This window comes from Kribbella orskensis (assembly GCF_004342085.1).
In the GTDB taxonomy this organism is placed as follows: domain Bacteria; phylum Actinomycetota; class Actinomycetes; order Propionibacteriales; family Kribbellaceae; genus Kribbella; species Kribbella orskensis.
This window is the reverse complement of sequence record NZ_SLWM01000027.1, coordinates 60,090-85,490: the sequence shown is the minus strand read 5'-3', so window position 1 is coordinate 85,490 and position 25,401 is coordinate 60,090. Positions and strand designations below refer to the sequence as shown.

Sequence of the window (25,401 nt, the reverse complement as noted above, 5' to 3'; positions counted from 1 at the left end):
CGCCCCCGGGGCTAACCCGGTGCCACGTCGAGCACCGCGTTTCGCAGCTCCTTGCGGGTACTGACGCCCAGCTTCATGAACACCTTCCCGAGGTGCCACTCGACAGTGCGGGCACTGAGAAAGAGACGGGTGCCAATCTCTGCGTTGGACAGGCCCTCGCGTGCGAGTCGCGCTATGTGGAACTCCTGGACGGTCAGTTCCTCAGTGGTCTCCACACTCCGTCGGAGCGCCTTGCCGCCGGCCAGAGCGAGTTCTCGCCGCGCCCGCTCGCCAAACGCGGTCGCCCCCATCGCAAACAGCATGTCGTGAGCGGTGCGTAGCTGCTCCCGGGCCTTGACGCGCTGGCCGGCCCGTCGCAGCCACTCGCCGTACAAGAGCTGCCCTCGGGCCACCTCGAGGCGAAGGCCCGCGCGGTCCAGGTGATGGATCGACTCGCGGTGCGACGCGTCTACGTCCTCACCACCCACCAACGCCCGAAGCCGAGCTTCGATGCCCCATGCCCAATCGGTGGGCGTGACACGAGCGCGCTCTGAGATCCGCTGGTGCGCTGCCGCTACCAGTTTTGTATCGCCGGTGCGGGAGGCCGCCTCCGCGAGCTCGGAGACCACCATCATCTGGTATCCGCCTACGACTTCGCGGTCGAAGACCTCGCGCGCGGCCAGCAGTGCGAACTCGTGACGCCCAAGACTGTTGTTCAGCACCGAGGTTGCGTAGTCGGCAAAGGTGACGATCCGCCCCTGGCCCAGTGACCACGCTTCGCCGCGGACCGCCACGATCGACCTCGATGCCTTCTCGTCCGGCCCGCGAAGAGCAGCGAGGAGCATCGCGGCGTAGCCGACCGCCGGATTGCCGGTGATGTCGGCGACCATTCGGTCCTCCTCGACCAGCTCAGCAGCCTCGGTCAATTCCCCGGCAAGCAGCCTGTTGGTCGCGAGCACGTTGACGGCAAACTGCAACTGAACAAGCGCGCCGGCGTCACGGGCTCGCCGGACCTGGAGCTCGGCCAGCGCCCGTCCCGCCTCGAAATCCCACAGCTCAGTCGCGAGTATCGCCGTGACCCGGTTGCCGCCAAACCGGAGCAGCCGGCCGACGTCCTCGGCGCCGCAGTCGATGCCCTGCACGGCCGTCAGCGCTCGGGCCAGCGGTTCGGCCGCCGTCGCGTGGCCGTCCGTGAATCTGCTCGCCAGCGCGTCGAGGATGCAGTCGATGACCCGCGGCGCCCCTCGGGGCGGCGGTGCGACCCTCGCGACGGCCGCAACGACGTTCGTCGCCTCGGGCGTATCAGTCCCGCTGCCCCAGATGGCGGCGGCGAGCGCATCCAGATACGTCTCGCGGGCCAGATCGCGGTCGAGCGGCTCCAGGTGCCGGGCGGCGTCCAGGAGTAGTGGCGCGGCGCCGGCGGCTCTCCGCTGGTCGAACATGATCTGTCCGCGCAGGTGCTTCACCTCCGCAGCCCGCATCGCATCGGCCGGCCCGCCCTCGACCGCGGCCAGGAGCGCGAGAGCAGCATCGAGGGCGCCACCATCACGCTTACGCCAGGCCGCGGCGAGCTCGCGCTCAGCCCGCCCGGCCGGTTCGGGCGTCAGACTTGCCGCTCGTTCCAGGAGAGCGGCCGCAGCCAGCAGACCGCCACGGGACTGCGCTCGGGCGGCCGAGCGTTCCAGCTCGGCAGCGATCTCCTCGTCGGGCAACTGCGTTGCCTGTGCCCGGTGCCACGCGCGCCGGTCGGGATCGACCTCGGCGTCGGTGACCTCGGCCAGCGCGCGGTGTATCTCCTGACGCTCTTCAGGAGACGCGGAGCGGTACGCAGCCGCACGGACCAAGGGATGGCGGAACCCGACCCGGGCACCAAACGTGATCAATCCCGCCGCCTCGGCCGCGTGCGCAGCGTTCGCGCTGATCCCCAGCACACCCGCCGCCCGCCACAGCAGCGTCGCGTCGCCGAGCGGCTCAGCGGCCGCGGCAACGAGCAGACGCCTGGTGTCATGCGGGAGCGTCGACAGCCGACGAAGAAAGCCCTGCTCGATGCGACTGGCCAACGGAACCAGGTCCGATTGCTCGAACCCGTCGGCGAGCTCCGCCGCCGTCCACGCGCGCGGCAACTCGAGCAACGCCAGCGGGTTGCCGCGCGTCTCGACGATGATTCGGTCGCGGACGCGGGGATCTATCGGCCCCTTGACCACAGAGTCCAGCAGCCGGCCGGCGTCCGCCTCGATCAGGCCGCTGACCGTAAGCTCCGGCAAGCCGGCGAAGTCGTGCTCATCGCGTGGCTCCCGCATTGCCACCACAAGCCCGATCCGCTCAGCCGCCAGCCGCCGGGCAACGAAAGCGATCGTCTGCGCGGAGACGCGGTCCAGCCAGTGCGCGTCGTCGATGAGGCAGATCAGCGGTCGCTGCTCGGCGCGGTCGGCCAGCAGGCCAAGCACCGCGAGTCCGACCAGGAACCGGTCCGGTGCCTCCCCTCCGGTCAGGCCGAAGGCAGTACCGAGGGCGATACGTTGCGGAGTGGGCAACCGGTCAAGTCGATCCAGGAACGGCGCGCAGAGCTGATGCAGCCCGGCGTAGGCGAGCTCAGTCTCGGCCTCGACGCCGGCCAATCGGGCGATACGGCAACCGGCCGCGCTCGTTTCCACGTAGTCGAGCAATGCGGTCTTGCCGATTCCGGCCTCGCCGCGCACGACGAGCACCTGGCTCTGCCCCGCCCGCGCGCCCGCGACAACGCCGTCGAGGGTCGCGCATTCGCTACGCCTGCCGAGCAGCGCGACCAGACGATAACGCCGATGACGCATAGGTGAACCCACGCGGATCAGAACCAGGTCCGAACTGTGTCGACCACGGTGTAGTTCTTGTCGACCAGGTGCAACACCCGCCACTTGTCGAAGGTCGTGCACGGGTGCGATGGTCCCAACGCGATCAGGTCGCCGACCGCGATCCCGTGCCCTCCTGGTGCGTGGATGTGTGCGTGCTGATCGCTGACCCCGGTGACACGCCAGGCCTCGGGCAGCGCCCGTACGACGCCTTGGCGCGCATGTTTGAGTACGGCCGGGTTGCCGGCGTCCTCCCCGAAGTCACGACGACCTGCCGACACGATGACCAGTCCGGGCTCCGGCGTCGACAACACCTGAGCCCAGACCTCGAGCGCGGGCTCGAAAGCCAGCGGTGTGGAGGTACGCCGGTTGATGTCCTCGAGCAGGGTGCCATAGATGCCGCTGTCATGGGTCAGGTAGCACCCGCTGCGTAGGACAATTCGAGTCGACCGTTTGAGACCTGCCCGGGCGAACTCGTCGACAACCACGTCGTAGAACGCGCTCCCGCCCGCGCTCAGCACCACGTCCTGGGCGTCGAACAAGTCCAATCGCTCGACTTCCTCGGCGATCGAGACCAGAAACCGAAGGAAGTCCCGCACATCGGCCTCACGCCTGTCCGGCGCACGGTACTGCAGCAGACCCTCGAATCCCTCGACGCCGACCAGTGCAAGGTACGGCGACCTGCCGCGAACAGCCCGGGCAATATCCATTGCCCGGGCAAAGAACGTGTCCCGCAGCGCCCACCCAGGAACCCGCCTTCGATCAGCACCTGCATCGGACGACCTGGCTCGGACGCGGCGACCCGTTCGGCCAGCAGATCCACGCCTGCCACTGAGTCGACGAGGCAGTAGAACTCGAACACCGGATCTCGACACAGCTCGTCGCACACGTACCGGATCTCGGCCGGGCCGACCAACTGGTTTGCGTACAGAACCCGGGAGATCCCGTGGTGCCTGGCCACCCGCAGCTGGTGGCAGGTCGCCACAGTCAAACCCCAGCAGCCATGAGCAAGTTGCCGCTCGAACAGCTGCGGACTCATGGATGTCTTCCCGTGCGGGGCCAGCAGTACGCCGCTTTCGTCGGCGAACCGCTGCAATTGCGTCAGATTGCGTTCCATGGCGGTCTCCAGCAGCACACACACCGGCAGCGGGATCTCTTCTCGCAGAATGTTCCACCCCGCGCCGGGTACGTCGGCTGAGCGAGCATGCCCAGACACACCCTTGTCCAAGCCGGCCATCACAGCAAGAGTCATCGCGCTTTCACCTTCATGGGTCAGAACGACAGGTCGTGCGGCGCGTCGATGGCGTGGGACAGCGCGATCGTCTGGATGTTCTCCCGGGTGAAGACGTCGACGGCGCCGAGCCGGTGCAGCCACTTGCGGTAAATCATCGGCTCGACCTTGTCCGCGATCGCTTCGAACCACAACCGGAAGCCGGCCCAGAGGTTGCCCTCCTCTACCTGGGCGAGGTACGTCTCCATGTGTGTCGTCGCCATCACGTTGGTGGTGTAGTTCCAGAGGTCATAGACGAACTCGCGGGACACTTTGATGTCCTCCGGCGTCCCAAGCCGATGGATGTGCCCGCCGACGAAGGTGTCGATGTCGAGTCCCGCCAGGACGTCGTGCGTGCGCAGTACGCCGGGAACACTGTCGGCAGTGCCCCAAGCTCGGAAGGGCGCCCAGCCCGGGATCACGACGTCAACCATCATCGCGACGCGCTGCCGGGGTGCGTGGATGATGATGTTGCCCGCGTCATGGTTCACACCCGGGTAACTGAGCTCCAGCCGCTGGTCGCCCACCGTCAGCGTGTACTGGTCCTTGAAGGTGACGGTCGGCATCGGCCGGGCCGGGTCCTGCTCATTGTGGATCAGCCGGGCAGTCTCGGCGTGCGCGATCCGGACGACGTCGCCGAACACCCGGGCGTTCGCGATGTGGTCGGCGTGCTGGTGGGTGTAGATCAGATGGGTGACGCGCTTCTCGGTCACCTTCTTGATCGCTGCAGGGAGCGCCGTCGCGAGCGGGGGTGGAGCATCCATCACGATCACACCGGCGCTACTGACAACGAACGCGGCCTGTACGCCGGGCGTGGCTGTCACGGCGTACGTCTCTGGACCGATCCGATCGAGGCGGTAGCCGTCAGGCCCCATCGGCAGCGGCTTCGCCTGACGCGGAAGCGGTGCGAACCTGGTCCTCGCCGACTTGGGGCCAGGTGCCGCCGAGGCTGCCTGACCGGCGCCTCCGGTCAGCACCGCACCGGCCGCCCCCGCCGCCAACGCAGCCGTGCCCACCTTGAGCATCCCCCGGCATGACGGGGTCTTCTCAACGTCCTTACACATAAGCTATCTGCAATCTGGTTAGAACGTGCACTTGCTGGTCAGTGTGAACCGGCCACCAAGACCGAGACCACGACCGATTAACTCTCTACTGAGAGGCGCTGCCTCCTACCGCCGGCAGGAGACCTGCGCCGAGGTCCCCGCAGGAAGCTCGGCGGAGACCTCGACGTTGTTCGCCGTCCGCCGGAGTCAGTTAGTCCTGACCCGATAGCTCACCGCAGGGTAAGGAAAGTTGCCGACATTGAGGCTGCCGAGTACGAAGGAAATGTCACTGGCTTTGCCGGGGGTGCCGGTCTTGCAGTCGGGGTTGAAGTACACCTCGATCTCCTGCACCGAGAAGTTGAAGGCGGAGCGCGCGGGCTGCGATAGCGCCTTGCATACACCTACCTGGCTCAGGTCGACGGACGTCGCCGTCCCCGTCAGGTTGGTTCCTGTGTAGAAGGTAGCGGAGGGGAAGGCAAAGGCAGCAGGGGCGGAGGTGGCGGCGGAGGCGGACTGCACACCCGGACCGAGGGCGAGCAGCGCGGTGCCGCCGATCGCGGCGGCCATGCCGAACGCCTTGCTGTGAATTGTCATGTGCTCAACCTTTGGTCTGTCGGAGGTATTGCGGGCCTTGCTTCGGGATCCGAAGCGTTGTGCGGACACCACCAACATCCCGTTCGTGCCGCTCGGCTGCGCCCGGGGAATGCCCGGGCCGGACACGGGTCCGCTACTGGTTGCGGCCCGGGCGAGAGAACCAGGCGCCGGAGTGGGGCTGTCCACCATCAGGCATTCACTCGTGCAGAGGCTCCGCGTGGCACCGCTCAGCCTCAGGCTTTCCACCCTCACCAAAGACCTGTCAGTCCAAGTCCGGAGAGGTAGAATCCCGTGCGCCGAGTGGTCCCCCTTGTGCACACCTCAATCGACGGGCACTGACGCCCAACCGCGCGACATGGCGCAAGGTCCGAATCGGCAAATCTGCTGGTCGCAAGCTACGTCGCGAGGCGACGATCGGTCTGCGCTGCAAGTCAGCGGCTATGAGGTTCGAGCCAGAGGTTGAGCTTGATGCGTGAGGTCAAGGTGCGTGTCCCCCCTCGGACGCCCCGGGACCGCGTCGTTTCCCACCGGGTGTTCGCGAGCCGAAGACGGTGAAGAACCGCCAGCGGCAACAGGTGCCATTCACCCGATCGGTCCGGCGTGCCGCAGGGTGAGTATCTCTCGCGGGTACCTCGGCGCCGGGTTTGAATTCCAACCGCCCAGACCCCATACCTAGGACTGGGCAGAAGGACTGAGCACGACGGGCGTCTCCCGCACACCTCTCATCGGGATGAGCACGGCGGCCGCAGCTGACACACCTCCTGGCCAACATCCACCAAGCCGTCGTTGACACCAACGTCCCACAGTGGCTCGACGCGACACTAACCACGCGGCCAGGGCAGGCTCCTGGTCGAGCAGCGGGACAGGGCTGCTTCTTGTACCAGAGCACTGAGACATCCTCGGCCCTCGTGTCAGTGATAGCCGGCGAGCGAGCCTTCTCTTGCCAGGAACGAAAGGAGCGGCAGCGATCATGATGGGACTTACGCCGTACACGGTTGCCCTCGGCGCATGCGTGCTGCTCGGGCTCGTCCTCGTCAGCCTGGCTACGTGCGTGGCGCTGTTCGTCGGGGACTCTGGTCGGCGCAGCGATGCAATCCGGGTCCTGCGGATCCTGATCTGCAGCACCGGAGGCGGCGGGGTGGCTGCCGCGCTGCTCCAGCTGCACGACGCCGGGCTGCTGTGATTGCCCCGGACGTGGCAGGTGTTAATCGGCAGGATTGCCGATAGCCACCTTATGTCCGGTCCTGGGAGCTGCCGTCGTTGACGCGGACGAAGAGGGCGAGCACCCGCAGCGCAGCGCGACGACGAGACCTTCGGGATTCCCCTCGTCGGCCGCCGAGCTTTACCGCCGTGCAGCTGCGGCAGGAAACTTGCAGCGTACGGCGTCAAAATAGTCGGTTCTGCGCGTCGGCGACCAATGGGTGCTCGACACCCTGGGCGAACTCGACCTCGTCAGGTTGGCCCCGCCCTCCACCGTCCAGTCGCCGTTCTGCAGAGCGTGGTCGTGGAAGAAGGGCAACGCCCTGGCCACCGTGATCGTGGCGAGTTCGCCGCCGCCTATCGGCTGGTCGGAGATGTCTGAGCCATGAGGCTAGTCGCACAGGGGTGTCCAGATAACGATCGTTTTCTCGACACCACCTTTCTGGGTCGTCTCGGTAGCCGACACGCGGGATCGGAGTGTCGAGAAACGTGTTGCAAAGGCGGGGTGTCCAACAACCTGGCGCTCCCCGTTTCTCGTACAGTCGCGGTCATGGCGACCCCGTGACCGTGCCTGACCTGCTCGCGGCTGAACCCGCGGTGCTCACCGGCGCCTCGGTCGGGTACGCCAGGGTGTCGACCGACGGCCAGATTCTGGACAGGCAATTGCGGACGCTGAACGAGGCCGGGTGTAGCAAGGTGTTCGCCGACAAGCAGTCCGGCCGCGACGCCGACCGGGCCCGAGCTCATCGCCTGCCTGGCCTACCTGCGCCCGGGCGACACGCTCGTCGTACCGAGCCTCGACCGGCTGGCCCGGTCGCTGCAGGATCTCCTCACCATCGTCGGGCGCCTTCCTAACCGGTCGGCCCGACGGCACACTGTGACCATGGCTGGTGGCGCCTGGCTGCAGTCGGCTCGCGGCATCCGCAGCGCGTTGATCGTGGCGAGCAACGAGTACCAGGATCCGGGGCTCAGTGAGCTGCGGGCTCCGGCCGCGGACGCCGGCGCCCTGGCGGCGGTGTTGAGCGACCCGGAGATCGGCGGCTTCGAGGTCCGGACGCTGCTGAACGAGCCGGCCCACTTGGTCAATGAGGCCGTCGAGGAGTTCCTTACCGACCGCTCTCCCGACGACCTCCTGCTGTTGCAGTTCTCCTGCCATGGCATCAAGGACCAGGCCGGCGACCTGTACTTCGCGATGGCGAACACTCGTCTCCGCCTGCTGGGTGCGACCGCGGTCGCCGCCGACTTCGTGAACCGCCGGATGATTCAGAGCCGGTCGCACCGCATCGTGTTGTTCCTCGACTGCTGCTACGCCGGCGCCTTCGATCGCGGGATGAGGGCCCGCGCCACCAAGGTGATGGATCTGGAGGAGCGCTTCGGTGGACGCGGGCGAGCGGTGATCACGGCGTCGGGCGCCGTCGAATACGCCTTCGAGGGTGGTGAGCTCACCGAGTCCGGCGATCCGGCTCCGTCGGTGTTCACGACCGCGATGGTCCGTGGTCTCAGCACTGGGGAGGCCGACCGTGACCAGGACGGGTATATAGACCTGGACGAGCTGTACGACTACGTCTACGACGCGGTTCGCGAGGTGACCCCGCACCAGACGCCCGGCAAGTGGACCTTCGGCGTCCAGGGCGACCTGGTGATCGCTCGACGCAACACACCGGTCACCAAACCGGCCGCGCTGCCGCCGGAGCTCCAGCAATCCGTCGACAGCCCGCTCGTCGGCGTCCGGGCCGGCGCGGTGGACGAGCTGGCCCGGCTGCTGTCCGGCCGCCACCAAGGTCTAGTGCTGGCTGCCCGACAGGCCCTCGAGACCTTGGCCGACGACGACAGCCGCACCGTCGTGGCCGCCGCGTCGGCCGTCCTCGGCGGGTCATCCCACACCGCGCCGCCGGACGCCACCGACCCGGCGCCGCCGACGGGACCGGCCGCCGCGGTCGGCGCGACTGGCCCGATCCGACGCCCGCCGACGGCAACGACGCCGGGTCACCCGCCGGGACCCACCACACCGACGACACCGTCTCGGAGGCGTTGGTGGCCGGGGACGATCCGAGGACGGGTGATCGTGGCCGCACTGGCGGCCACTGCCTTGCTCGTGGGTGGCGTGGTCACGTGGAGGGTGCTCGATCAGGCCGCCCACTCCACGACGATCCCAGAGTCGTTCGACGGCAAGTGGCAGGGCTGCTGTGGACCCGACGGAGCGACGTTCACGGCCACGCTCGGCAAGGAGTTGCGTCTGGGCCAGTTGTCGGGTGGCGGCAATTCGTGCTTCGGCGGCTCGCTCACCGTCAGCGGCGACGCCACCGACTCCCGGCTGACGATGCGCTTGGCCCCCGGAGGTCAGGACTGCAAACCGTGGACCGTGGTCTTCACACACCTGTCCGGAGGCGCCCTGAGGATGGCAGCCGATCCCGACCCCGGCGGCTACTACGTGCCCGAGTTCGAGGTCCGGATGTCCCGGCAGGGCTGAGGTCGAATCGGGCGGCGGAGGCCACCCACCAAGATCCGCACGCGGTGGCGACTTGTAGAGCAAAATCGTGCGCACACCGAAGAGCACTCAACTACCTTGCGGCTCGGCGCCCTTCGGGAGTTCAGGGCCCATTACGGCGGTCAACACCCAGGTGCGGTGGGGCATCAACAACGGCCTGTGGGTCCTGGGCGCCGCCACGCCAGCCGAGTACCTGCGCAAGATCGCCGACTACACCCTTGAGCGCATCGCCGCCCAGATCCAGGCACCCACACTCATCCCGGACGCCGAACCGGGCATCGGAGTGTCGAACAACTTGCCCTAGGCCCTTTCTCCTACAGTCCAGGGCATGACGACCGTCGCAGACCTCGCCCAGCTGGAGCTCGACGGTGATCCGATCGACCCGATCGGCGGCGCAGGTGCGCTGATCGGGTACGCCCGGGTCTCGACCCGCGACCAGAAGCTCCACCGACAGGTCGATGCCCTCACCGCGGCCGGCTGCCAGCGGATCTTCGAGGAGAAGCTCAGCGGCAAGAACACCGACCGACCTGAGCTGGCCAAGTGCCTGGACTACCTGCGGCCCGGGGACACGATCGTCGTCCTCGAGCTGTGGCGTCTCGGCCGCAGCCTGCAGGACCTGATCTCCATCGTCGGCGAACTGCGCCGCCGCGGCATCGGGTTCAAGTCCCTGCACGAAGCACTCGACACCACCACCCCCGGCGGCCGGCTCGTCTTCCACGTCTTCGCCGCCCTGGCCGAGTTCATCCGCGAACTCATCGTCGAGGGCACCAACGAAGGCCTCGCCGCCGCCCGGGTGCGCGGTGTGCGGCTCGGCCGGCCCCTGGCGATGACCCCGGAGCAGATCCAGTCCGCCCGCACGCTGCTCACCCAGCCCGAGAACAGCGTGTCCTCGATCGCCAAGCTGCTCGGCGTGAGCCGCTCGACGATCTACAAGTACGTCCCGGAGTTGACCAACCAGCCGACACTCCCGCTCGAGGCCGAGCAGCAGCTGCAGCCTGAGGCAGCCGCTCTCGTCGAGGCACCGCAGCCGGATCCGCCGGAGAGTGAGCCCGCACCGACTGGGCGAGGACCCGCATGTCCGACCTGCGACTACCGGCCGACCGACTCTCGCGAGCTCGAGCTGCACCGCGACGGCCTCGCCACCATCTGGCTGACCCTCGACCCCGACCACACCGGGCGGATCATCGAGCGGCGCCACTGCGAACGCTGCCAGCCACACCGGGCGCGCATCGTCATGTGCGGGCTGTTCGACACCACCGTCATGCTCGGCGACGACCTGGCCGTCCCCGAACCCTCTCCCCTCCCCCAACCGGCCGTGCAGTGGCTCACCACGAACGCCTGGCAACAGCATCATGGCGACTGGTACTGCGACAACCACGCCGAGGCCAGGCCGTGAGCGACGACAAGCCGGGCAAGGCCAATGGCGAGAACGATCCGCTCCGCTCCGCTGCGCCCGCGCCACCAACAGATGCTCCCCGGGCGCCAGGGAATCGCTGCGCTATCGAGCGGAGCAGCGCCTCTGCGTACCGGCCTGAACTCCCGACGGTGCGCCGGCCGCAAGTGACCGGGATCCCAGGTGCCCATCAGTCACGAGTTCCGGAAACGATCGTTTGACGAACGCCATTCCCCTCGGACATCGCGCCGCCGGTCCTTCACCGCGGTCGCCTCGGGCATCGGCGTGAAGAACCACGGCTTAGGAAACCAGTGCTCCACCACAGGTCGCGGCCGATGAGTTCCTTCATGATCTCGCCCGAGATACCTACCGTGACTGGGATGAACGCGCCTACGCTGTCGCCGTTGCCCCGGCCCCGGCGACACCCTCCTGCTCGCCGGAGAGGCCGCGGTGAGTCCGGCCGCCGTCGTGCTCGGACTAGCCTGACCGAGTGGACGAAGAGATGACCCGGCAGCAGTTGCGGAAAATCGTGGCCGCTCTGCAGACGGCTGAGGGTCGGCTACGCGGGGCCGACATTGACAACCTGACCTACCGGAAGGTGTTCTCCGCACTCGGGACAGCCCGGAAGCTGTTGCGGGAACTGGACCCCGGGCAAGCCGCGGAGTAGGTGCAGCAGCGCCTAGGGCTGGGCTGAGGCTGGTTACGTCTTCACAAGATGTCCCGGAGGCGAACACGGTGAAGAACGAGGACATGCGCCGGATCTCGTCCTGGGTGGCGATCCCCGCAGTGCCGACGTGATCGACCCCAGCTGGCGGTACATCTTCTGGATCAACTACCCAGCTGGTACAGGTTCGACAGGTCGCAGACGAGCGCTCAGCCCTCAGCGGGGAGCGGCTCCAGCAGCTCAGGGCCGTTGTTCTTCACGTTGTCCACGGCCTTCGAGACGGCGTACATGTCGAGACTGCCGACGACCGGCGGCGCCATCAGAGCTCGGAGCTGGTCGACGTCGTGGTTGCGGGGATCGAGCCACTCGGCCCACGCGTCCGGCACGATCGCCATCGGCATCCGGTCGTGGACCCGGCCGACGCTGTCGGTCGCCGTTGTGGTGATGATCGTGTACCTCGGGACACCCCGATTCGGGTCGTCGTCGGGGAGCGACTTGTCGTACCAGACCTCGTACAACCCGGCCAGCGCCAGCGTCGTCGATCCGTCGGCCGGCCGGAGCGCGAAGGGCTGCTTGAGCTTCTTACCCGACTTGCCGATCTCGTCGGTTTCGAGCCACTCATAGAACGCGTCGACCGGGATCAGCGCTCGCTGGGACTTGAAGGCGCGGCGGTACGCCGGCTTCTGATGGCCGGTTTCGGCGCGGGCGTTGAACATCCGCGAGCCATCCTTGATCTCCTTGGCGAACACCGGCAGCAGCATGTTGACCGGACTACGACACGAGACGCGGCGTTGTTCCCCACTGGTCTACATGTCGAAGCCGGTCCTACGGAACACGGCCGCAGCTACTGATCACTAGTGTCGATGCCGGGTTGTCTGCCGCCGTACGGTTGTGACAATCAGTCCACCTTGAACGCGAAGCTTTTGATGATCGGTGCGACTGCGGCCATTCGCTCGGCAAACTGGACGCCGCAGCAGACCTCGATGTTGATCGCGATATTGCCGTCGGCGCCGTTCTTGCCAATGTCCAGCAGGTAGACGCGCTGCGACGAACCCTCAATGGAGCTCGCTTCCCAGTGCACGCCGGCGCTGATACCGCTTCCGATCAGGGTCGACGCCTTGGGGTTTCCCACCACGTCGATCACATAGCCACTGAGACCCCCGACGCTCACGGCTTTCGGCGCCGTCGTTTTGAGCCACTTGTGGTGCGCCAGCCAGGTGGTGATCTCCTGTGCGGACGCGCCAACCCCGGGCTCGGGTTCCTCCGCGCCGGTGGAGGCGGCAGCGCGTACATCGCGCCAAACGCACACGCAGGGACCGTCGTTGGCGACCAGCGCCAGACCAAACTGGCCTGGCTCATCTTCGAACATCTTCCAGCCATCCGGCAGGGTGTACGTCAGCGGAGTCTTGAAGATCTCGGACACATAGGTCCCCGCGGGCAGCGGCTGATGCGGTGTGGGCCGGATGCCTCCCGACGGCCGACTCGACGACGACGTAGACGAGCTCGGGGAAGCAGTGTCGTCGGCAGAGCACGCGGGGAGTAACAACAGCACCGCCGCGGTCAGAGCAACGACCAGCCGCTTACCGACACCCCGTGGCGTCCCTCCGTCGATGCAAGCGGGATGAACTAGGCCCGGCGCCTGACTAGTACCGGCTGACTGAGCCATCGTTGGCCTGCTGGGATCAGCCAGGCCTGAAGCGTGCGTGAATGCTGACATCTCCGCCCCCCAGCGAGGGGCGACAGTCTAATCGGACGACTGATGCCGCCCCCTTGTTTGCAACCGCCCCGTCATTGACCCTGCGCCCATATTGCACGGACCGCAAAGGGTTTTGCGCTAGGCAGGACACCACCCCCGTGCCGGCGGGGTACGGGGGGTCAGGAATCGAGCTGGTCGAGATCGTCGGGAGTGAGGTCGGGTCGCAAGCGGATGAACCTCATCGAGTGGCGGACCTGACCACCCTGCGTGGCGGGATCGGCCGCGACTTCGGCGACGACGAGCGGCTCGACCTTGGTCAACGGCTTCTTGGAGTCCTTCCCGCCCCATCGCTTCGACGTGATCTCGTCTGGCCACGGGTGGCCCGGCTTGGCGGGGGTCAGCACCGCGCCGAGCTCGGCCGACTGGGCCGGGCTGAGTGGAACGGTCCGGCCGACGATGACCAGATCGTCGCCCCGGTACAGGCCGGCTATCACCACCTCGGGCCGGGTGATCGGCCCGAGCACACCACCGATCACAAACTCCCGGGTGGCCCTGTGCTTCACCTTCAGCCACTCGCGGCGGCCTCCGACGTACCGATGGAATCGAGTGCATGTCTGCTCTTGCCGGACTGGCTGACCACCTCGTCGTAGAGGTCACCGTTTGTCGAACGCTGTCAGCCAGTGATCAGTGCGCTTCGTTGTATGCGTCGCGGATCCGGCCCGGCACTCGGCCGCGGTCGGCGACCTCGTATCCGTTCAGGCGTGCCCAGGCTTTGATCTGGCGAGCGGCCGGTTCGGTTGCTCGGCGCCGGCTGGCGCCACGGAGTGGCTTCGCCGGCCGCGCTGCGGCGACGTGGCGAGCGTTTTGCGCAGAGCGGCGGGACCTCGGTGCGCTGGACCATGGCTGACGCTCCTGGTGGGGTTTGTGGGTGTTGCACACAGCATCGGATACGACGAGCCTCGAGGCGATCAGACGCGACGAGCGACGGCTGCTACCGATAGGGGCTCGGATGGTTCCGAGCGACGCCGGATGCGGTCGGAGTGACGTACGTGAGGTTGCTCCACGCGGTGCTTGCGATCGGGCGAGCGCGGCGGGATGCTGACGGCCGAGGGCGGTGCGCACCAGCCTCGGTGCGACCGAGTTGCCTCGTCATCGTCATGTGCCTGCGCTCGACCACTCAGGGCGATTACCCAGCGAAACGCGCACGCTGTGGCGAGGGTCTTGCTCCAGCGTGCTGCGAGCGGAAGCCAACGGGCCGAGTGCTGCGTCTTTCGAGCGCGCGATGCCTTCGGCGAGGGTTCGGCGCACGCGATGGTCGGCATCGGATGCCAGGCGAGTCAGGACGGCCTGATAGCGCTCCGGCTCCCGGACTGCGAGCAGTCCCGCCACCTGTCGCACGACGGTGTGCTGGCTGGCGGCCAGCAGGTCGGCGTCGACCGGGATGGTCGCAAACGGCAGTCCGTTGATGACGACAGCGGCGGCGTGGATGTCGCGCTGGACAGCGCTGCGCAGGAGACCGACGGCCTGATCGCGTACCCACTCTTGCTGCTCGGAACAGTCGGCGGCTGCGTGCGCGAGGCTCAATCCGTCTCCTCGCAGCGACGCGCTGCCGATGCTGATCTGGGCGGTGCTGAGCGGGTGCGGCTCGCGGGTGAGGTCGTCGAGCGCGCTGCCGTCGCGGTCCCCGACGGCAAACGACCTCGACTGCTCGAAGACAGCTGCTCGGACGTCGGGAGGCTGGGACAGCACCAGGTGGCGGGCACCCTTGAGTGCGTCCTGGCGGTTCGAGGCGGCTTCCCGGGCATCTGAGGCCACCACCATGAGCTTGTCGAGGCAGTCGCGGGCCTCGCTGGTTGACAGCAGACTCGCAAGGTAGGCCTGTCGGACCATCTCGGTGCCGAATTCAGTTCGGCTGGGGACTGGGTCGGGGCGAGCGAGGATGCTGTCACGCGCCGCTCGTGCGTGCTCCTGGACCAGCGCGTGGCCGGGGTCGATCGACTCAAGGACGACGTCAGCCAGGTAGCGGCCGTCCTCGACGAGGCCGACGATCCGGTCGCGCAGCGACTCCCTTTCCTCGGACGAGAGGCAGTCGCGCAGACTCGGTGGGAGGATCCCATCTTCGTCACGGCCTGACAGCAGCGCGAGGACCTCGCCCCGGGCTAGTGCCTTCTGGGCAGGCTGTGCGTCGTAGGACGCCAGGTCGATCAGCCGGGTCAGCGCCGTGCCGGCGAGCGCTGGGTGGGCCAAGGCGATGCCAACACAGGCGGTCGAGTGCTCATCGTCGGTGTGGAAGATGCGGTTCTTCTCGCGCGCGACGTCATCTGCCAGAAGGTCGAGGACCTCCTGCGCCTGTTGTGGGTTGCCACGGGGGGCTAGGTCGCAGGCAGTCTTGGCGGCCTGCAGCGTCAATGCTCCGGTTGGCGAGTCCATCAGTTCCCCTGCTCGACCACGGCGCGCCAGATCGAGAAGCCCCTCTAGGAGTCGAGTCGCGGTCTTGTCGTCCAGGAGGTCTTCTTGCGCGGACAGCTGGACCGCCTGCGCGTGGACCATCCACCACGGCTTGTCCGACCACGGGGTGGTCGGCAGGAGGAGATCGCCGACCCGTCCGGCGAGTTCAGTGACCTTCTTCCAGGCCCCTACACGCTGGTAGAGCGTGGCGGCGAGGGCAGGCTCCCGGTTGTCTGCGTAGATGTCACCGAGCACCTGCGCCGCATCGCCTTCGTGTGCCCATGACCCGGTGATGCAGGAGTCGAGGAGCCAGCGTCTGGCGGACAGCAATGCCTCGATCGGCTTGCCACGCACGAGCGCTGACATCGCCGCCTCACGGGGGTCGCGGCTTCGGTCAAGGATGCGGCCAGAGCTGGTGGCCCGCACCGCCTGCGCCAGCCGGTGCTCGTCGTCGAGAGCCGTCGTCCATGGGCCATACTTGATGTTCAGCTCACGGATCGCGTACAGCCAGTCGGCCGCGTCGTCGTTGAGCCCGGCATGGATGGCGTCCTGGACGGCGTCGCGCCATGCCTCTGACGCTTCCTCCACTCGACCCTCGAGAGCGCACCTGCGCGCTTCTCGGGCGTTGATCATGGCGGCCGCCCGGCCGGTCACGAGGTGTCGTCGTGCGGACCTCAGCAGGCTGCGTCGCTCGTCCTCGTCGTACTCGGCTTTCACCAGCCGAAGCCTGAGCAGGACGTCGGAGGTGGCGTCGTCCTCCTCCTGTGCCCGCTCGATGGCCGCCTCAACGAGGTCCTGGACCTCGGCCAGGCTGGCCGGCTCCGTGGCGAATAGGTCTTCGGCCAGGTACAGGACCAGCGGCGGGTGGTAGGCCTGATCCTCGATGTCGGCAGTGGCACGGAGGGCAGCGAGGAGTCCGGTTGGCGAGCCCACGGTGCGCATGGTGTCGCCGACGAGTGCGTCGAGGAGCTCACGATGTCGGTGGCGGCTGGCTGCGTCACCGACGTGGGTGTCGGCATCGCCGTCGAGCTTGGTCACGAGGCGGTCGAGCGCGCGGGCTTCGTCGCGCTCTCCGCGCATCACCGCGGCCACCGCCAGCTCGCTCGCCAGCGCGATGGCTTCGTCGGCCATAGTCTCAGCGTCCATCACGTCGAGCTGCCGGCGTCGCAGCACGAAGGAGTGGCCGTGGAACCCGGCGGCGGCGAGGCGCTCGGCCACCTGCCCGAACAACTCCGAAGCCTTGCGTGGGTCGTCTGCCCGGGCTGCCTCGGCGGCGCGCAGGGTCGGCTTCACGTCACTGGTGTTGAGGGGGCCGAGCAGGATCCGCTCCGCTTGCTCCTGGCGATCCGGCGGCGGAGCCGGGACTCCGGGCACTGGGACGCCTGTGCAGAAGACCGAGGCAGTCTCGCGGGTCCAGAACCGGGCGACGATGTCGGCGAAGCCCCGCAGCTGGTCATTGAGCACCTCGCCGCCCCACAGGTCGATCTCGAGATCGGAGTGCTCGTCTTGGAGGGCCGCGAGCTCTTCGGCGAGCTGAGTGGACTGCGTCGAGGCGGACGTGACCACGACGAACGCACGCGCAGCAAACGGGCGCGGCCCCTCGGCGAGCGTCTCGACCGCCGCACGCAGATCGGCCGCGGTCAACCTGCTGTACTCCTTGCACTGCACAACGACGTAGGAGCCATCGGCATCACGTCCGGCCAGGTCGATTCCGTGCTGGGCCTGGCCTTGTGTTCCGTACCGTCGGAACTTGACGTCGCGTGCACCCTGAACGCGCTTGAAGAGCGCCAGCACCAACTGCTCGAAGCGGTCCCAGCCCATGCTCAAGTCGAGGTCATTGCCGACCGGGCTCATGGACGGACCGCCGGGCTCTACGGGTGATACGAGGCGTGAATCTGTAGCGACTGGCATCCATGCCGGTGCCGAGGCCAGCTGAGCACAAAGACCAGAATCAGGATCTGCGCCGTCTGCTGGCACGGGCCCGGTTTCATCCTTCACGGGATGAAGTCTGCCCTGCGTCCTCGACATCTAGGGCGTACGGACGAACAGCGCCTCGTGGCGCACTGACAGCACCCAGACGACTGGGCGTACGGTCTGCACCTGGCCGAATTGGCCGACGCCCGCCGCGCACTCTTCATCGTGATGCATGTGGCGAACCGCTACCAGCATCCGGGCCCTCCCGAACATCAACGAGCTCGGCCTGCCTGCGTCCACGCTGGCCGACCGTCTCCTCGACGAAGCCGGCGTCGCCGTCCTCCCGGGCACCGCGTTCGGCGAGTACGGCGAGAACTACCCCCGGTTCTCGTACGCCGACTCGGTCGACAACATCCGCCGCGCCCTCGACGCCTAAACCGCACTCGTCAGTCGGTAGCGGCAACCACCATCAGCCAGTCGGCGCTCACAACCCGGTAGCCGAGCAGGTAGAGCCCGCGCAGGATTCCGGGCACGTGCGCGGCGCCATACACGACCGCCACGTCGATCGCCTCGTCCGCCCGATCGCGGACCACCCCGGCCAGCGCGGACAGCACCCGGCTGTCCCTCCGGTTGAGGAGCAACTCGTCGAGCTGGTCGAGATCGTCGCTTTGCCACTCCTCGTCCGCGGTCGGCAGGTCGTTCACCTCCATATCCGGCGAGAGCAGCCGACGACGACCGTCGAAGAACTGCTCGACGGTCACGATCGGGACCGCGACCCAGGCCGCCATCCGGAACGGCCATCGCAGCCCGCGCCACCCTTCGTCGAGTTCCGCCCCGGACATGTCCGGGGCGATCACCGGGACGCCCAGCTTGCCGTACGGGATGTCGTCCACGACCAGTCCCGACTCGGTGTTGGCCGGCATGACCCGGTAGGTCAACGTCAGCGCATCGGCGACCCTCGAGTCGCCGTGGATGCCCTCCACCACGAGCAGGTCGCACCCGCGCAGCCTGCGTTCGACGTCGCGGTAGAACTGCGGCTCGGCCACGTGCAGCATCGGGAAGATGATGACCGTCGGCCCGCCACCGCGCCGGGTCAGCCGCAACACCGCGGACCGCGTCCCGATCATGCTGTTCTCGATGATCTGCATCCCCACCACCCCCGACCCCAGTGTCAGCGCCTCAGGGGTCATCCGGCTCCGCGCATGTCCCGGAGGCGAACACGGTGAAGAACGAGGACATGCGCCGGATCTCGTCCTGGGTGGCGATCCCCGCAGTGCCGACGTGATCGACCCCAGCTGGCGGTACATCTTCTGGATCAACTACCCAGCTGGTACAGGTTCGACAGGTCGCAGACGAGCGCTCAGCCCTCAGCGGGGAGCGGCTCCAGCACCCCAGGGCCGTTGCTCTTCACGTTGTCCACGGCCTTCGACACCGCGTACATGTCGAGACTGCCGACGACCGGCGGCGCCATGATCGCGCCCTTGCCCGGCCGAGCGGCGGCGGGCGCCCGAGCTCGACGAGCACGGCGCCGGCGATCCGCGCCGAGCTCGGGTTCTAGTCGGGCCTACTCGGTGAACTTCTCGTGCGCGGCCATCGCCGCGCCGACGATGCCGGCGTTGTTGGGCAGCTGAGCCGGCTCCGACCGGGTCGTCGTCCGCGTGATGATCGTCGATACGCCGCCGGTCGCGGAACAGGTGCCGGGCCCGATCTCGAAGTGGCGGGTCAGGGGTCCACCTCGGCGGGAGCAGGTAGCTCGCCGCGTTCGTGGGCGGCGGCCGCGGCCTGGGCGAGTTCGAGATGCTCCAGCCGGTACCAGTAGTTCCCGGCGTCATCGCGGTCGGCGGGGAGCAGGCCTTCGGCTGCCAGCCGGCGAGTGTTGGACTGGCTCATGTCGAGGATTCTGGCCGCGGCCGGAGTGCGGACCTGCCCTTCCCTGCCCGGAGGCGGGACTGCGGCCTCCTGGGGTCGTGGGTGCTGTGCGGCGTACTGCTCTACCTCGCGGCGGAAGACCGGGCGCTTTGATCGGGCGATCGAGTGCAGCTCTCCGTTGGCGACCAGGTCCCGTACGACGCCAACGGGGCGGCGCAGGAGTCGGGCTGCCTCTGACAGTGGGATCGGTTCACCCCGGTCCCTGAGCTGTTCGGCGTCGATGCGGCGGATCCGGTTGAACGAGTGTGGGTCGCCGTACGTCGGGATTCGGCCCTTGTCCATCAGCCGGTACACCTTCTCCCGGTCGATACCGAGGATCACCGCCGCTTCGGCTGCCGAGATGCGGTCGTTGTTGCCGGCCGCAACGGTGGCATCGGAGTTGGGGACATCGGCTCCGGCAGGCTTCGACGGCATCCCGAAGATCTTGCCATCCAGCCGGGCGAGTGAGGCTGCAGGGTGACTGGTACTGCTGTTGCGCATCGGTCGAGCGCGGATCGACGCGGTACGGCGTACTGGGAGACAACCGCTGTACTCGTTGCCTGGTTCGGGGCCGCCCCGCTCTCCGGCACAGGCCTGGCCCGGCACCGGCGAGGGCTCAGCTGACCTCGAGCGGCTGGAGGAGGTCCGGGCCGTTGTTCCGCACGTTGTTGACGGCGGTGGAGACCGCGTACATCTCCAAGCTCCCATCCAGCGGTGGCGCCATCAGCGCCAGCAGGTCGTCGGTGGCCTGATTGCGGGGGTCCAGCCAGTCGTCCCAGTGCGCCTTGGCGATCGCCATCGGCATCCGGTCGTGGATCCGGCCGACCTCATCGGTCGCGGTGGTGGTGATGATCGTGTACGTCGGCACCCACGCGTCCGGGTCGTCGTCGGGCTTGGACTTGTCCCGCCAGAACTCGTAGAGACCGGCGAGCGCCAGGCTCTCCCCGCCGGCCGGGCGCAGCGCGAACGGTTGCTTCAGCGGCTTGCCGCTGCTCTCGCTGATCTGCTCGGTCTCCAGCCACTCGTAGAACGCGTCGACCGGGATCAGTGCCCGCCGGGACTTGAACGCCGCCCGGAACGACGGCTTCTCGTGAACCGTCTCCGCGCGAGCGTTGACCATCCGAGTTGACTGCACCAAGTCTCTATTGTCTGACGGCGTCGCCTGGTGATGTGGAGGTCTTGGTTCGTTGGACGCGCTTCGGCAGCAGCTGTTGCATGGCAGGGTTGATCTGGCGCGGGTGGGAGAGGTTGTCGCAGCGCGGGGGCGGTTTCCACCGTTCGTCGTTGATGGGCGACGCGTCAGCACTGTCGGGAGGTGGCCAATGATCGAGCTGGAACTACTGCCCGGCGGCAATGACGCGTCGGCGCTGGGGGTCAATGACGACGGCGTCGTGGTGGGGTCCAGCGATAACTCCGTAGGCGTTCGTCGCGCAGTGCTGTGGCGCGACGGCCGCATTGTTGACCTCGGCCTCGGCGACGACGTGGACAGCAGTGCGTCCGCTGTCAACCGGTACGGTGCCATCGTCGGGTCGGTCGAGCTGCTGGGGAACAGGGCGGGAGGATCCCGTGCGTTCATTTGGAGGGATGGCCGGATCACCGACCTAGGCAACCTAGGCGGCCATGTTGCCTGGGCTGTGGCGATCAACGATCACGACTGGGTCGTCGGTACAAGCTCGACCAAGAACGGTCAACCGCACGCATTCGTGTGGCGGTCAGGAGTCATGACCGACCTCGGCACGCTGCCCGGGCGTTACCAAGATTCCCGGGCGTACGACGTCGACAACGAAAGCCGAATCGTCGGGAGGTCGACCATCGATGGCATGAACGCCGTTCCGGTCATGTGGGACGAGAGCGGCATCCAGCGGCTGACCGACCGAACCGGCGGGGCGACCGGGATCAACAGCCGAGGCCAGGTCGCCGGAGGACTCGCGACAGGCGCCGAATCCTTCATCTGGACGCGCGGCCGGCTGACAGTGATCGGTCCGGTTGAGGACGAGATGTACGTGCAGGCCCATGGCATCGACCGTGACGGCCGAGTCGTCGGCACCACCGGGTTCCGTGCGTTCGTCTGGCACCGAGAAGAGTTCCAATGGCTCCCCGGCCTAAACACCCCAGGCGCAGTAGGCGCCAATGACATCAGCGACAACGGACGCTTCGTGGTTGGCAGCAGCGTCATCACCGCCGCCGGGGGCCAATTCGAACGACCGCTCCTGTGGAACCTAAGAGCAGGTGCCTCTCGACCGCCGCACCGAAGCACGACCCTGCAGCAGGTCGAAGAACCAGACAACCAGACGAGGCGAGATCAGACCGAGGGTGTCTAGTTCGGTAAAGCCCCCAGATCAGGTTGCGCAACTGCCTGACCGGCTCATCCAACGCCCCATCTGCCGCGATGCGGTCGTTGTGCGCGCCGACGGCCAACCTCCTCGCGACGGCGTCCGCCGAGCAAACCGGGCGTTCGCCCGCCAGGCGGATTTGACTAGTGCAGAGAAGCCTCGACCCGATCTTCAGGTCCTTCGCCCAGAACGGGACCAGGCCCCACCGGAAGCTGCGAAGCTGCCGAACCGGATCCTCATCGTCCGGAGCGTCCTTCGGCGCCCGCGCGATGACGACCGGCGCCTGCTTCGTCGGCGCGACGTTGTAGTCGGGCCCGCGGAGCTCGTCCGCGTTCTGCTCGTCGACAAGGAACTGCTCGAGCAGGTTCGCCCGGCTGGCTGCTGATGCGTAGCGTCCACACATGCTGTCCAGGCTGCCACGCCGGGCCCGGCATACCGGACCGAACCCGGTGAGCGGGAATTGTGTCCGATCAGCGGTCGCCGAACGCCTGTCGCTGGTGGTTACCCGGCCGCGCCGGGCAGCGGCGGTACGTCCTCCGGCAGTAGATCCGCGCGGGGGCGGACGTAGCGGAGTCCGTGCCGCCACTGCCCCGCCTGCATCGCGGCGTCGGCCAGAACCTCGACCACAACGGTGGGCTGCACCTCGGTCAGCGGCTTCTTCGAATCCCGGCCGCCCCAGCGCTGGGAGGCGATCTCGTCCGGCCACGGGTGACCTCGCTTGGCCGGACGCAGTACGGCGCCGAGCTCGGCGGACTGCGCCGCGGTGAGCGGGACGGTTCGGCCGATCCCGACCAGGTCGTCGCCGCGGTACCGCCCGCGATCACCACCTCGGGCTGGTCGATCAGGCCCAGCACCCCGCCAACCAAGACCTCTTCGGTGGCTCTGTGCTTAACCTTTAGCCAATCGCGCCGGCCACCGACGTACCGGGAGCCTGCGCCCTTCACGACCAAGCCCTCGACGCCCATGGCGTCTGGGAGTACGTCGAACCACTCCTGGGCTTCCTCGAGGTCGTCGGTCACCGGCGACAGTTGCATCGGCAGCGCCCACGCCGCCGCCAGCTGCTCCAGACGCCGGCGACGTACGGTCCACCGCTGGGTGCGCAGGTCGACCCCGCCGATCGCCAGCAGGTCGAACGCGACGTACGACGCCGGCACGGTGGAGACCAGGTTGCGCGCCTTGGCCGGCGACGTGACGAGGCGCCGCTGCAGGGCGTCGAAGCTGAGCCGGCCGTCCGCGCCGAGGATGACGAGTTCGCCGTTTATCTTGAGTCGGTCGCTGGGTTGTGCTGCATTACTGGTTGTGGGCGTCGTGGACATGTCCACGACGCCCACGTGATCTGGTTGCCGCCGGCCCCGGATTCTCATCTGGGCTCGGGCGGGGTGTGGGTGACACTGTGGCCATGAGCACCTTGTCGACCAGGCTCGCCGAGCGGGTCAAGGTATGAGCTGAAGTGGGACGGCCTTCTTCACTGAATTAGTCAGGCACCGAAGCCAGACCTGTCGTGGTTTGTAGGCCGCGACTGGCCCCGACGGCCCGGTGGCGCTGCAGTCCTGACGGTCGGGTGGTGGCCTCCGCGGTTCCTAGCGGCCCCAGCGAGCGAGTGGTGTCAGCAGTCGGTGGTCGAGCACGCGGCCAGGAGCGACGCGGTTTCCCACATCGACAGATCGCGAGAGTCAGCCTCAGTCCGTGCGACACGTATCGGGGCCAGGTCGGATTCGATCGGGTGCTGAGCAGTCCAGGACACGGACGCGTTTGCTGCCGCCTTGCCGAGGACGACGCCGAGCCATACCGACGGCCGGTCCGGCAGAGCCGTCATCGAGGTCTCGAACGCCCGCTCGACAATGTCGACGCTTGTCCGTCTGCAGTCCTTGGAGAGTCGCGGGGCGGACCGGAGCACCTCCACAATGCTGGTTTGGGCGGCCGAAGCGACGGCAGACCGGGCGTAGGCATCGGGCGCCTGGCCGCGGAAGGCGATCGGCTGCGAGCGTGGCGCGACCGCGTTGAGCGCGTCAGACACCGCGATGTGCAGAGTAGCCACCATCCGGCTCTCGATCACAGGGCCCACGCAGGCGGCAACGCCCGACTCGTCGACGAACGCACTCCACCTCGCGGCCGTGTTGCCGGAGGTGGAGTCCACCCCCGGCGGTCTGGAGACGTCGGGGGCCGGACTGGCGACAGCGGCGGTGGGAACGAGCAAGACACCAGCCACCAATGGGGCGACCAGAAGTCCGGTACTGCGGGGGAAGAAGGAACGGCGGTGCCTCATGACTAGCCTCCTGAACAAGGTCCGGGGTAGATCCCGGGCCACGCTTCGACGCTAGGTTTCGCCTGCAGGCAGCAGGAATACGCGGTTTCGCGTATGGCTCGACGGCGCAGCTGCGGCGTAACGTCGCAAGCGGAGGCACCAATGGCCGACAACATCACCGAACGAGATCTTGCAGCATTGCGCGGTCTGCTCGATCCCGACCACGTCGAGGATCCGGGGCCCGCGCTGCCCTGGCAGCTCATGGAGCACCTGCGCGAGCTCTTCCACTGCGACTACTTGGAGCTCGACCGCACCGAGTCGGCCGCGGAATCGTTGCTGTTCGAGCAGACATTGGGCGAGATCCGGGAATATGACGACGAGATGCCTCCCGAGCCGCACTACTGGGAGCACTATTGGTCGACGGACGCCTGCAACTACCCCGACCGCACCGGCGACCTCGCGCACGTGACGAGGTTGAGCGACTTCCTCTCCGACCGCGAGTGGCGGGCCAGCCCTATGTACACCGACTTTGGCCGTGTCGGGCAGGTCCGGGGGATGTCGGTCTACCTCCCCGACGGGCCCCGGCAGCTGCTTCGGCTGATGTTCTGGCGTGGCCGGGGCCGGGACTTCGACGAGCGCGACCGGCTCATGCTCACCCTGCTGCGGCCGCACCTGGTCGCCGCTTACCGCCGCGTCGAGCGCCGACGTCGGGCACCCGCAGCGTTGACCGCCCGGCAGCTCGAGCTCCTGCAGTACGTCGCACAGGGGTCCACCAACGCGCAGATAGCCCGCCGGATGCGGCTATCGGAGGGAACCGTGCGGACGCACCTGAACCACATCTACGAGCGGCTCGGCGTCACCAGCCGGACCGCGGCCGTCACGAGGATGAGCAGCGCCGGGCTGGAGTAGCCGGGGGCCATCCGGCTGGAAGCCGGCCGAGCCAAACGGCACTGCTGTCGCGGGGCACCGCTGATCACACAGTCCGACAGAGCTGCTCGACCGGCAGCACCGGAAGCCAGTCATCGCCTGGCACCGTCCACGACTCCTCGCCGGCATCGACACCAGCCACCCGCTGTACACGCATGGCTCTCCCGCCGTGTCGTAGACACCGCGAACCTAGAGCGTCCACAACGGGAACCCGGGACTTTAGCGGCAAGTCGTCGACGTGTTGGACGACCCTCTGAAGACCTCAGATAACGCCGTCGAGCACGCAGCCGTCCGGTAGCTGCCGCGCGGCTGCGGCGGCGATGTCGGGGAAGCGGTCGGTGAGGTCTTTGCGTTGCCGCGACCAGATCCGTGCCTGGTCGCCGCGGCGGATGATGCTGGCCCGGCTAGTTGACTGAACTCTTCTGAGCACCCCAGTTGGTGCTACTGCGGGTGTCGGGAGAGGGTGTGGCG

24 protein-coding genes and 3 pseudogenes are annotated in these 25,401 nt (G+C 67.6%); 10 read left to right on the top strand and 17 right to left on the bottom strand.

All coding sequences use genetic code 11. From position 1 onward, the window contains the following. Window positions 1–11 precede the first annotated feature (11 nt). The 4 genes from EV644_RS38655 to EV644_RS38635 all read right to left on the bottom strand — a co-directional run bounded on the left by EV644_RS38655 (window position 12) and on the right by EV644_RS38635 (window position 5,714). Window positions 12–2,789 (bottom strand): ATP-binding protein, encoded by a 2,778-nt coding sequence (locus EV644_RS38655; RefSeq protein WP_132195543.1) that lies wholly within the window; start codon window positions 2,787–2,789, stop codon window positions 12–14. A 17-nt stretch (window positions 2,790–2,806) separates the two neighbouring features. Then, window positions 2,807–3,517 carry a type III PLP-dependent enzyme domain-containing protein gene (locus EV644_RS38650; RefSeq protein WP_132195541.1) on the bottom strand — a complete coding sequence of 237 codons (711 nt, stop codon included), beginning with the start codon at window positions 3,515–3,517 and terminating at the stop codon, window positions 2,807–2,809. A gap of 562 nt (window positions 3,518–4,079) precedes the next feature. After that, entirely contained in the window at window positions 4,080–5,093 is a 1,014-nt protein-coding gene (locus EV644_RS38640) for an MBL fold metallo-hydrolase (protein WP_158293064.1), read from the bottom strand. 234 nt (window positions 5,094–5,327) lie between these two features. After that, the gene (locus EV644_RS38635; RefSeq protein ID WP_132195535.1) at window positions 5,328–5,714 is read right to left on the bottom strand and encodes a hypothetical protein; all 387 of its coding nucleotides are present in this window, start codon (window positions 5,712–5,714) and stop codon (window positions 5,328–5,330) included. A 970-nt stretch (window positions 5,715–6,684) separates the two neighbouring features. On the opposite strand from EV644_RS38635, the gene EV644_RS38630 reads away from it, so the two are divergent. From EV644_RS38630 to EV644_RS44920, 7 genes and pseudogenes are all read left to right on the top strand, one after another. Further along, a complete protein-coding gene (locus EV644_RS38630) occupies window positions 6,685–6,897 on the top strand; it encodes a hypothetical protein (protein WP_132195533.1) in 213 nt (70 codons plus the stop codon). A 494-nt stretch (window positions 6,898–7,391) separates the two neighbouring features. After that, window positions 7,392–7,652 (top strand): annotated as a pseudogene (locus EV644_RS47995) (recombinase family protein); the annotation flags it as partial. Between the two features lie 7 nt (window positions 7,653–7,659). Continuing rightward, window positions 7,660–7,770: pseudogene (locus EV644_RS48230) on the top strand (recombinase family protein); the annotation flags it as partial. A 27-nt stretch (window positions 7,771–7,797) separates the two neighbouring features. After that, a complete protein-coding gene (locus tag EV644_RS45715; RefSeq protein ID WP_199240254.1) occupies window positions 7,798–9,384 on the top strand; it encodes a caspase, EACC1-associated type in 1,587 nt (528 codons plus the stop codon). A 67-nt stretch (window positions 9,385–9,451) separates the two neighbouring features. Then, the gene (locus EV644_RS38615; protein WP_132195531.1) at window positions 9,452–9,706 is read left to right on the top strand and encodes a hypothetical protein; all 255 of its coding nucleotides are present in this window, start codon (window positions 9,452–9,454) and stop codon (window positions 9,704–9,706) included. 24 nt (window positions 9,707–9,730) lie between these two features. After that, window positions 9,731–10,798, top strand: a complete 1,068-nt coding sequence (locus EV644_RS38610; RefSeq protein WP_132195529.1) for a recombinase family protein — start codon at window positions 9,731–9,733, stop codon at window positions 10,796–10,798. A gap of 487 nt (window positions 10,799–11,285) precedes the next feature. Beyond that, window positions 11,286–11,462 carry a hypothetical protein gene (locus EV644_RS44920; protein ID WP_158293063.1) on the top strand — a complete coding sequence of 59 codons (177 nt, stop codon included), beginning with the start codon at window positions 11,286–11,288 and terminating at the stop codon, window positions 11,460–11,462. Between the two features lie 206 nt (window positions 11,463–11,668). On the opposite strand, the gene EV644_RS38605 is transcribed toward EV644_RS44920, so the two are convergent. From EV644_RS38605 to EV644_RS38585, 5 genes are all read right to left on the bottom strand, one after another. Next, entirely contained in the window at window positions 11,669–12,220 is a 552-nt protein-coding gene (locus EV644_RS38605) for an SOS response-associated peptidase (RefSeq protein ID WP_132195527.1), read from the bottom strand. 137 nt (window positions 12,221–12,357) lie between these two features. Then, on the bottom strand, window positions 12,358–12,882 hold the full coding sequence (locus EV644_RS38600; protein WP_132195525.1) for a hypothetical protein: 525 nt from the start codon (window positions 12,880–12,882) through the stop codon (window positions 12,358–12,360). A gap of 452 nt (window positions 12,883–13,334) precedes the next feature. Beyond that, window positions 13,335–13,718, bottom strand: a complete 384-nt coding sequence (locus tag EV644_RS38595; RefSeq protein ID WP_132195523.1) for an ATP dependent DNA ligase — start codon at window positions 13,716–13,718, stop codon at window positions 13,335–13,337. 121 nt (window positions 13,719–13,839) lie between these two features. Next, window positions 13,840–14,094: an Lsr2 family DNA-binding protein gene (locus EV644_RS47990; protein WP_199240253.1), complete on the bottom strand. Its 255-nt coding sequence runs from the start codon at window positions 14,092–14,094 to the stop codon at window positions 13,840–13,842. A 216-nt stretch (window positions 14,095–14,310) separates the two neighbouring features. Continuing rightward, window positions 14,311–17,457, bottom strand: coding sequence for a restriction endonuclease (locus EV644_RS38585; protein WP_158293062.1), 3,147 nt, complete (start codon window positions 17,455–17,457; stop codon window positions 14,311–14,313). A 292-nt stretch (window positions 17,458–17,749) separates the two neighbouring features. Here EV644_RS38585 and EV644_RS47615 point away from each other — a divergent pair, with 292 nt between their 5' ends. Further along, entirely contained in the window at window positions 17,750–17,953 is a 204-nt protein-coding gene (locus EV644_RS47615) for a hypothetical protein (RefSeq protein ID WP_132195519.1), read from the top strand. Window positions 17,954–17,963: 10 nt separating this feature from the next. Here EV644_RS47615 and EV644_RS38575 read toward each other — a convergent pair whose 3' ends face one another. From EV644_RS38575 to EV644_RS45710, 3 genes are all read right to left on the bottom strand, one after another. Further along, complete coding sequence (locus EV644_RS38575; RefSeq protein ID WP_132195517.1) at window positions 17,964–18,665, bottom strand: hypothetical protein; 702 nt, start codon at window positions 18,663–18,665, stop codon at window positions 17,964–17,966. A gap of 574 nt (window positions 18,666–19,239) precedes the next feature. Then, window positions 19,240–19,926, bottom strand: a complete 687-nt coding sequence (locus tag EV644_RS38570; protein ID WP_158293061.1) for a helix-turn-helix domain-containing protein — start codon at window positions 19,924–19,926, stop codon at window positions 19,240–19,242. A gap of 115 nt (window positions 19,927–20,041) precedes the next feature. Continuing rightward, window positions 20,042–20,731, bottom strand: coding sequence for an SOS response-associated peptidase (locus EV644_RS45710; RefSeq protein WP_369410599.1), 690 nt, complete (start codon window positions 20,729–20,731; stop codon window positions 20,042–20,044). 16 nt (window positions 20,732–20,747) lie between these two features. On the opposite strand from EV644_RS45710, the gene EV644_RS38560 reads away from it, so the two are divergent. Then, window positions 20,748–21,746: a hypothetical protein gene (locus tag EV644_RS38560; RefSeq protein ID WP_132195511.1), complete on the top strand. Its 999-nt coding sequence runs from the start codon at window positions 20,748–20,750 to the stop codon at window positions 21,744–21,746. Window positions 21,747–21,921: 175 nt separating this feature from the next. Here EV644_RS38560 and EV644_RS47985 read toward each other — a convergent pair. The 4 genes and pseudogenes from EV644_RS47985 to EV644_RS38545 form a co-directional block, all read right to left on the bottom strand. After that, window positions 21,922–22,161, bottom strand: a pseudogene (locus EV644_RS47985) (SOS response-associated peptidase family protein); the annotation flags it as partial. 98 nt (window positions 22,162–22,259) lie between these two features. Beyond that, window positions 22,260–22,400, bottom strand: coding sequence for a hypothetical protein (locus tag EV644_RS44915; protein WP_158293060.1), 141 nt, complete (start codon window positions 22,398–22,400; stop codon window positions 22,260–22,262). Between the two features lie 5 nt (window positions 22,401–22,405). Then, the gene (locus EV644_RS38550) at window positions 22,406–23,122 is read right to left on the bottom strand and encodes an ATP-dependent DNA ligase (protein ID WP_132195507.1); all 717 of its coding nucleotides are present in this window, start codon (window positions 23,120–23,122) and stop codon (window positions 22,406–22,408) included. Window positions 23,123–23,364: 242 nt separating this feature from the next. Next, window positions 23,365–24,024: a hypothetical protein gene (locus EV644_RS38545; RefSeq protein ID WP_132195505.1), complete on the bottom strand. Its 660-nt coding sequence runs from the start codon at window positions 24,022–24,024 to the stop codon at window positions 23,365–23,367. A gap of 141 nt (window positions 24,025–24,165) precedes the next feature. Between EV644_RS38545 and EV644_RS47610 the strand changes: the two genes are divergently transcribed. Then, a complete protein-coding gene (locus tag EV644_RS47610; protein ID WP_132195503.1) occupies window positions 24,166–24,912 on the top strand; it encodes a helix-turn-helix transcriptional regulator in 747 nt (248 codons plus the stop codon). 280 nt (window positions 24,913–25,192) lie between these two features. Here EV644_RS47610 and EV644_RS44910 read toward each other — a convergent pair whose 3' ends face one another. Further along, window positions 25,193–25,360 (bottom strand): DNA ligase-like domain-containing protein, encoded by a 168-nt coding sequence (locus EV644_RS44910; RefSeq protein ID WP_158293059.1) that lies wholly within the window; start codon window positions 25,358–25,360, stop codon window positions 25,193–25,195. Window positions 25,361–25,401 lie beyond the last annotated feature (41 nt).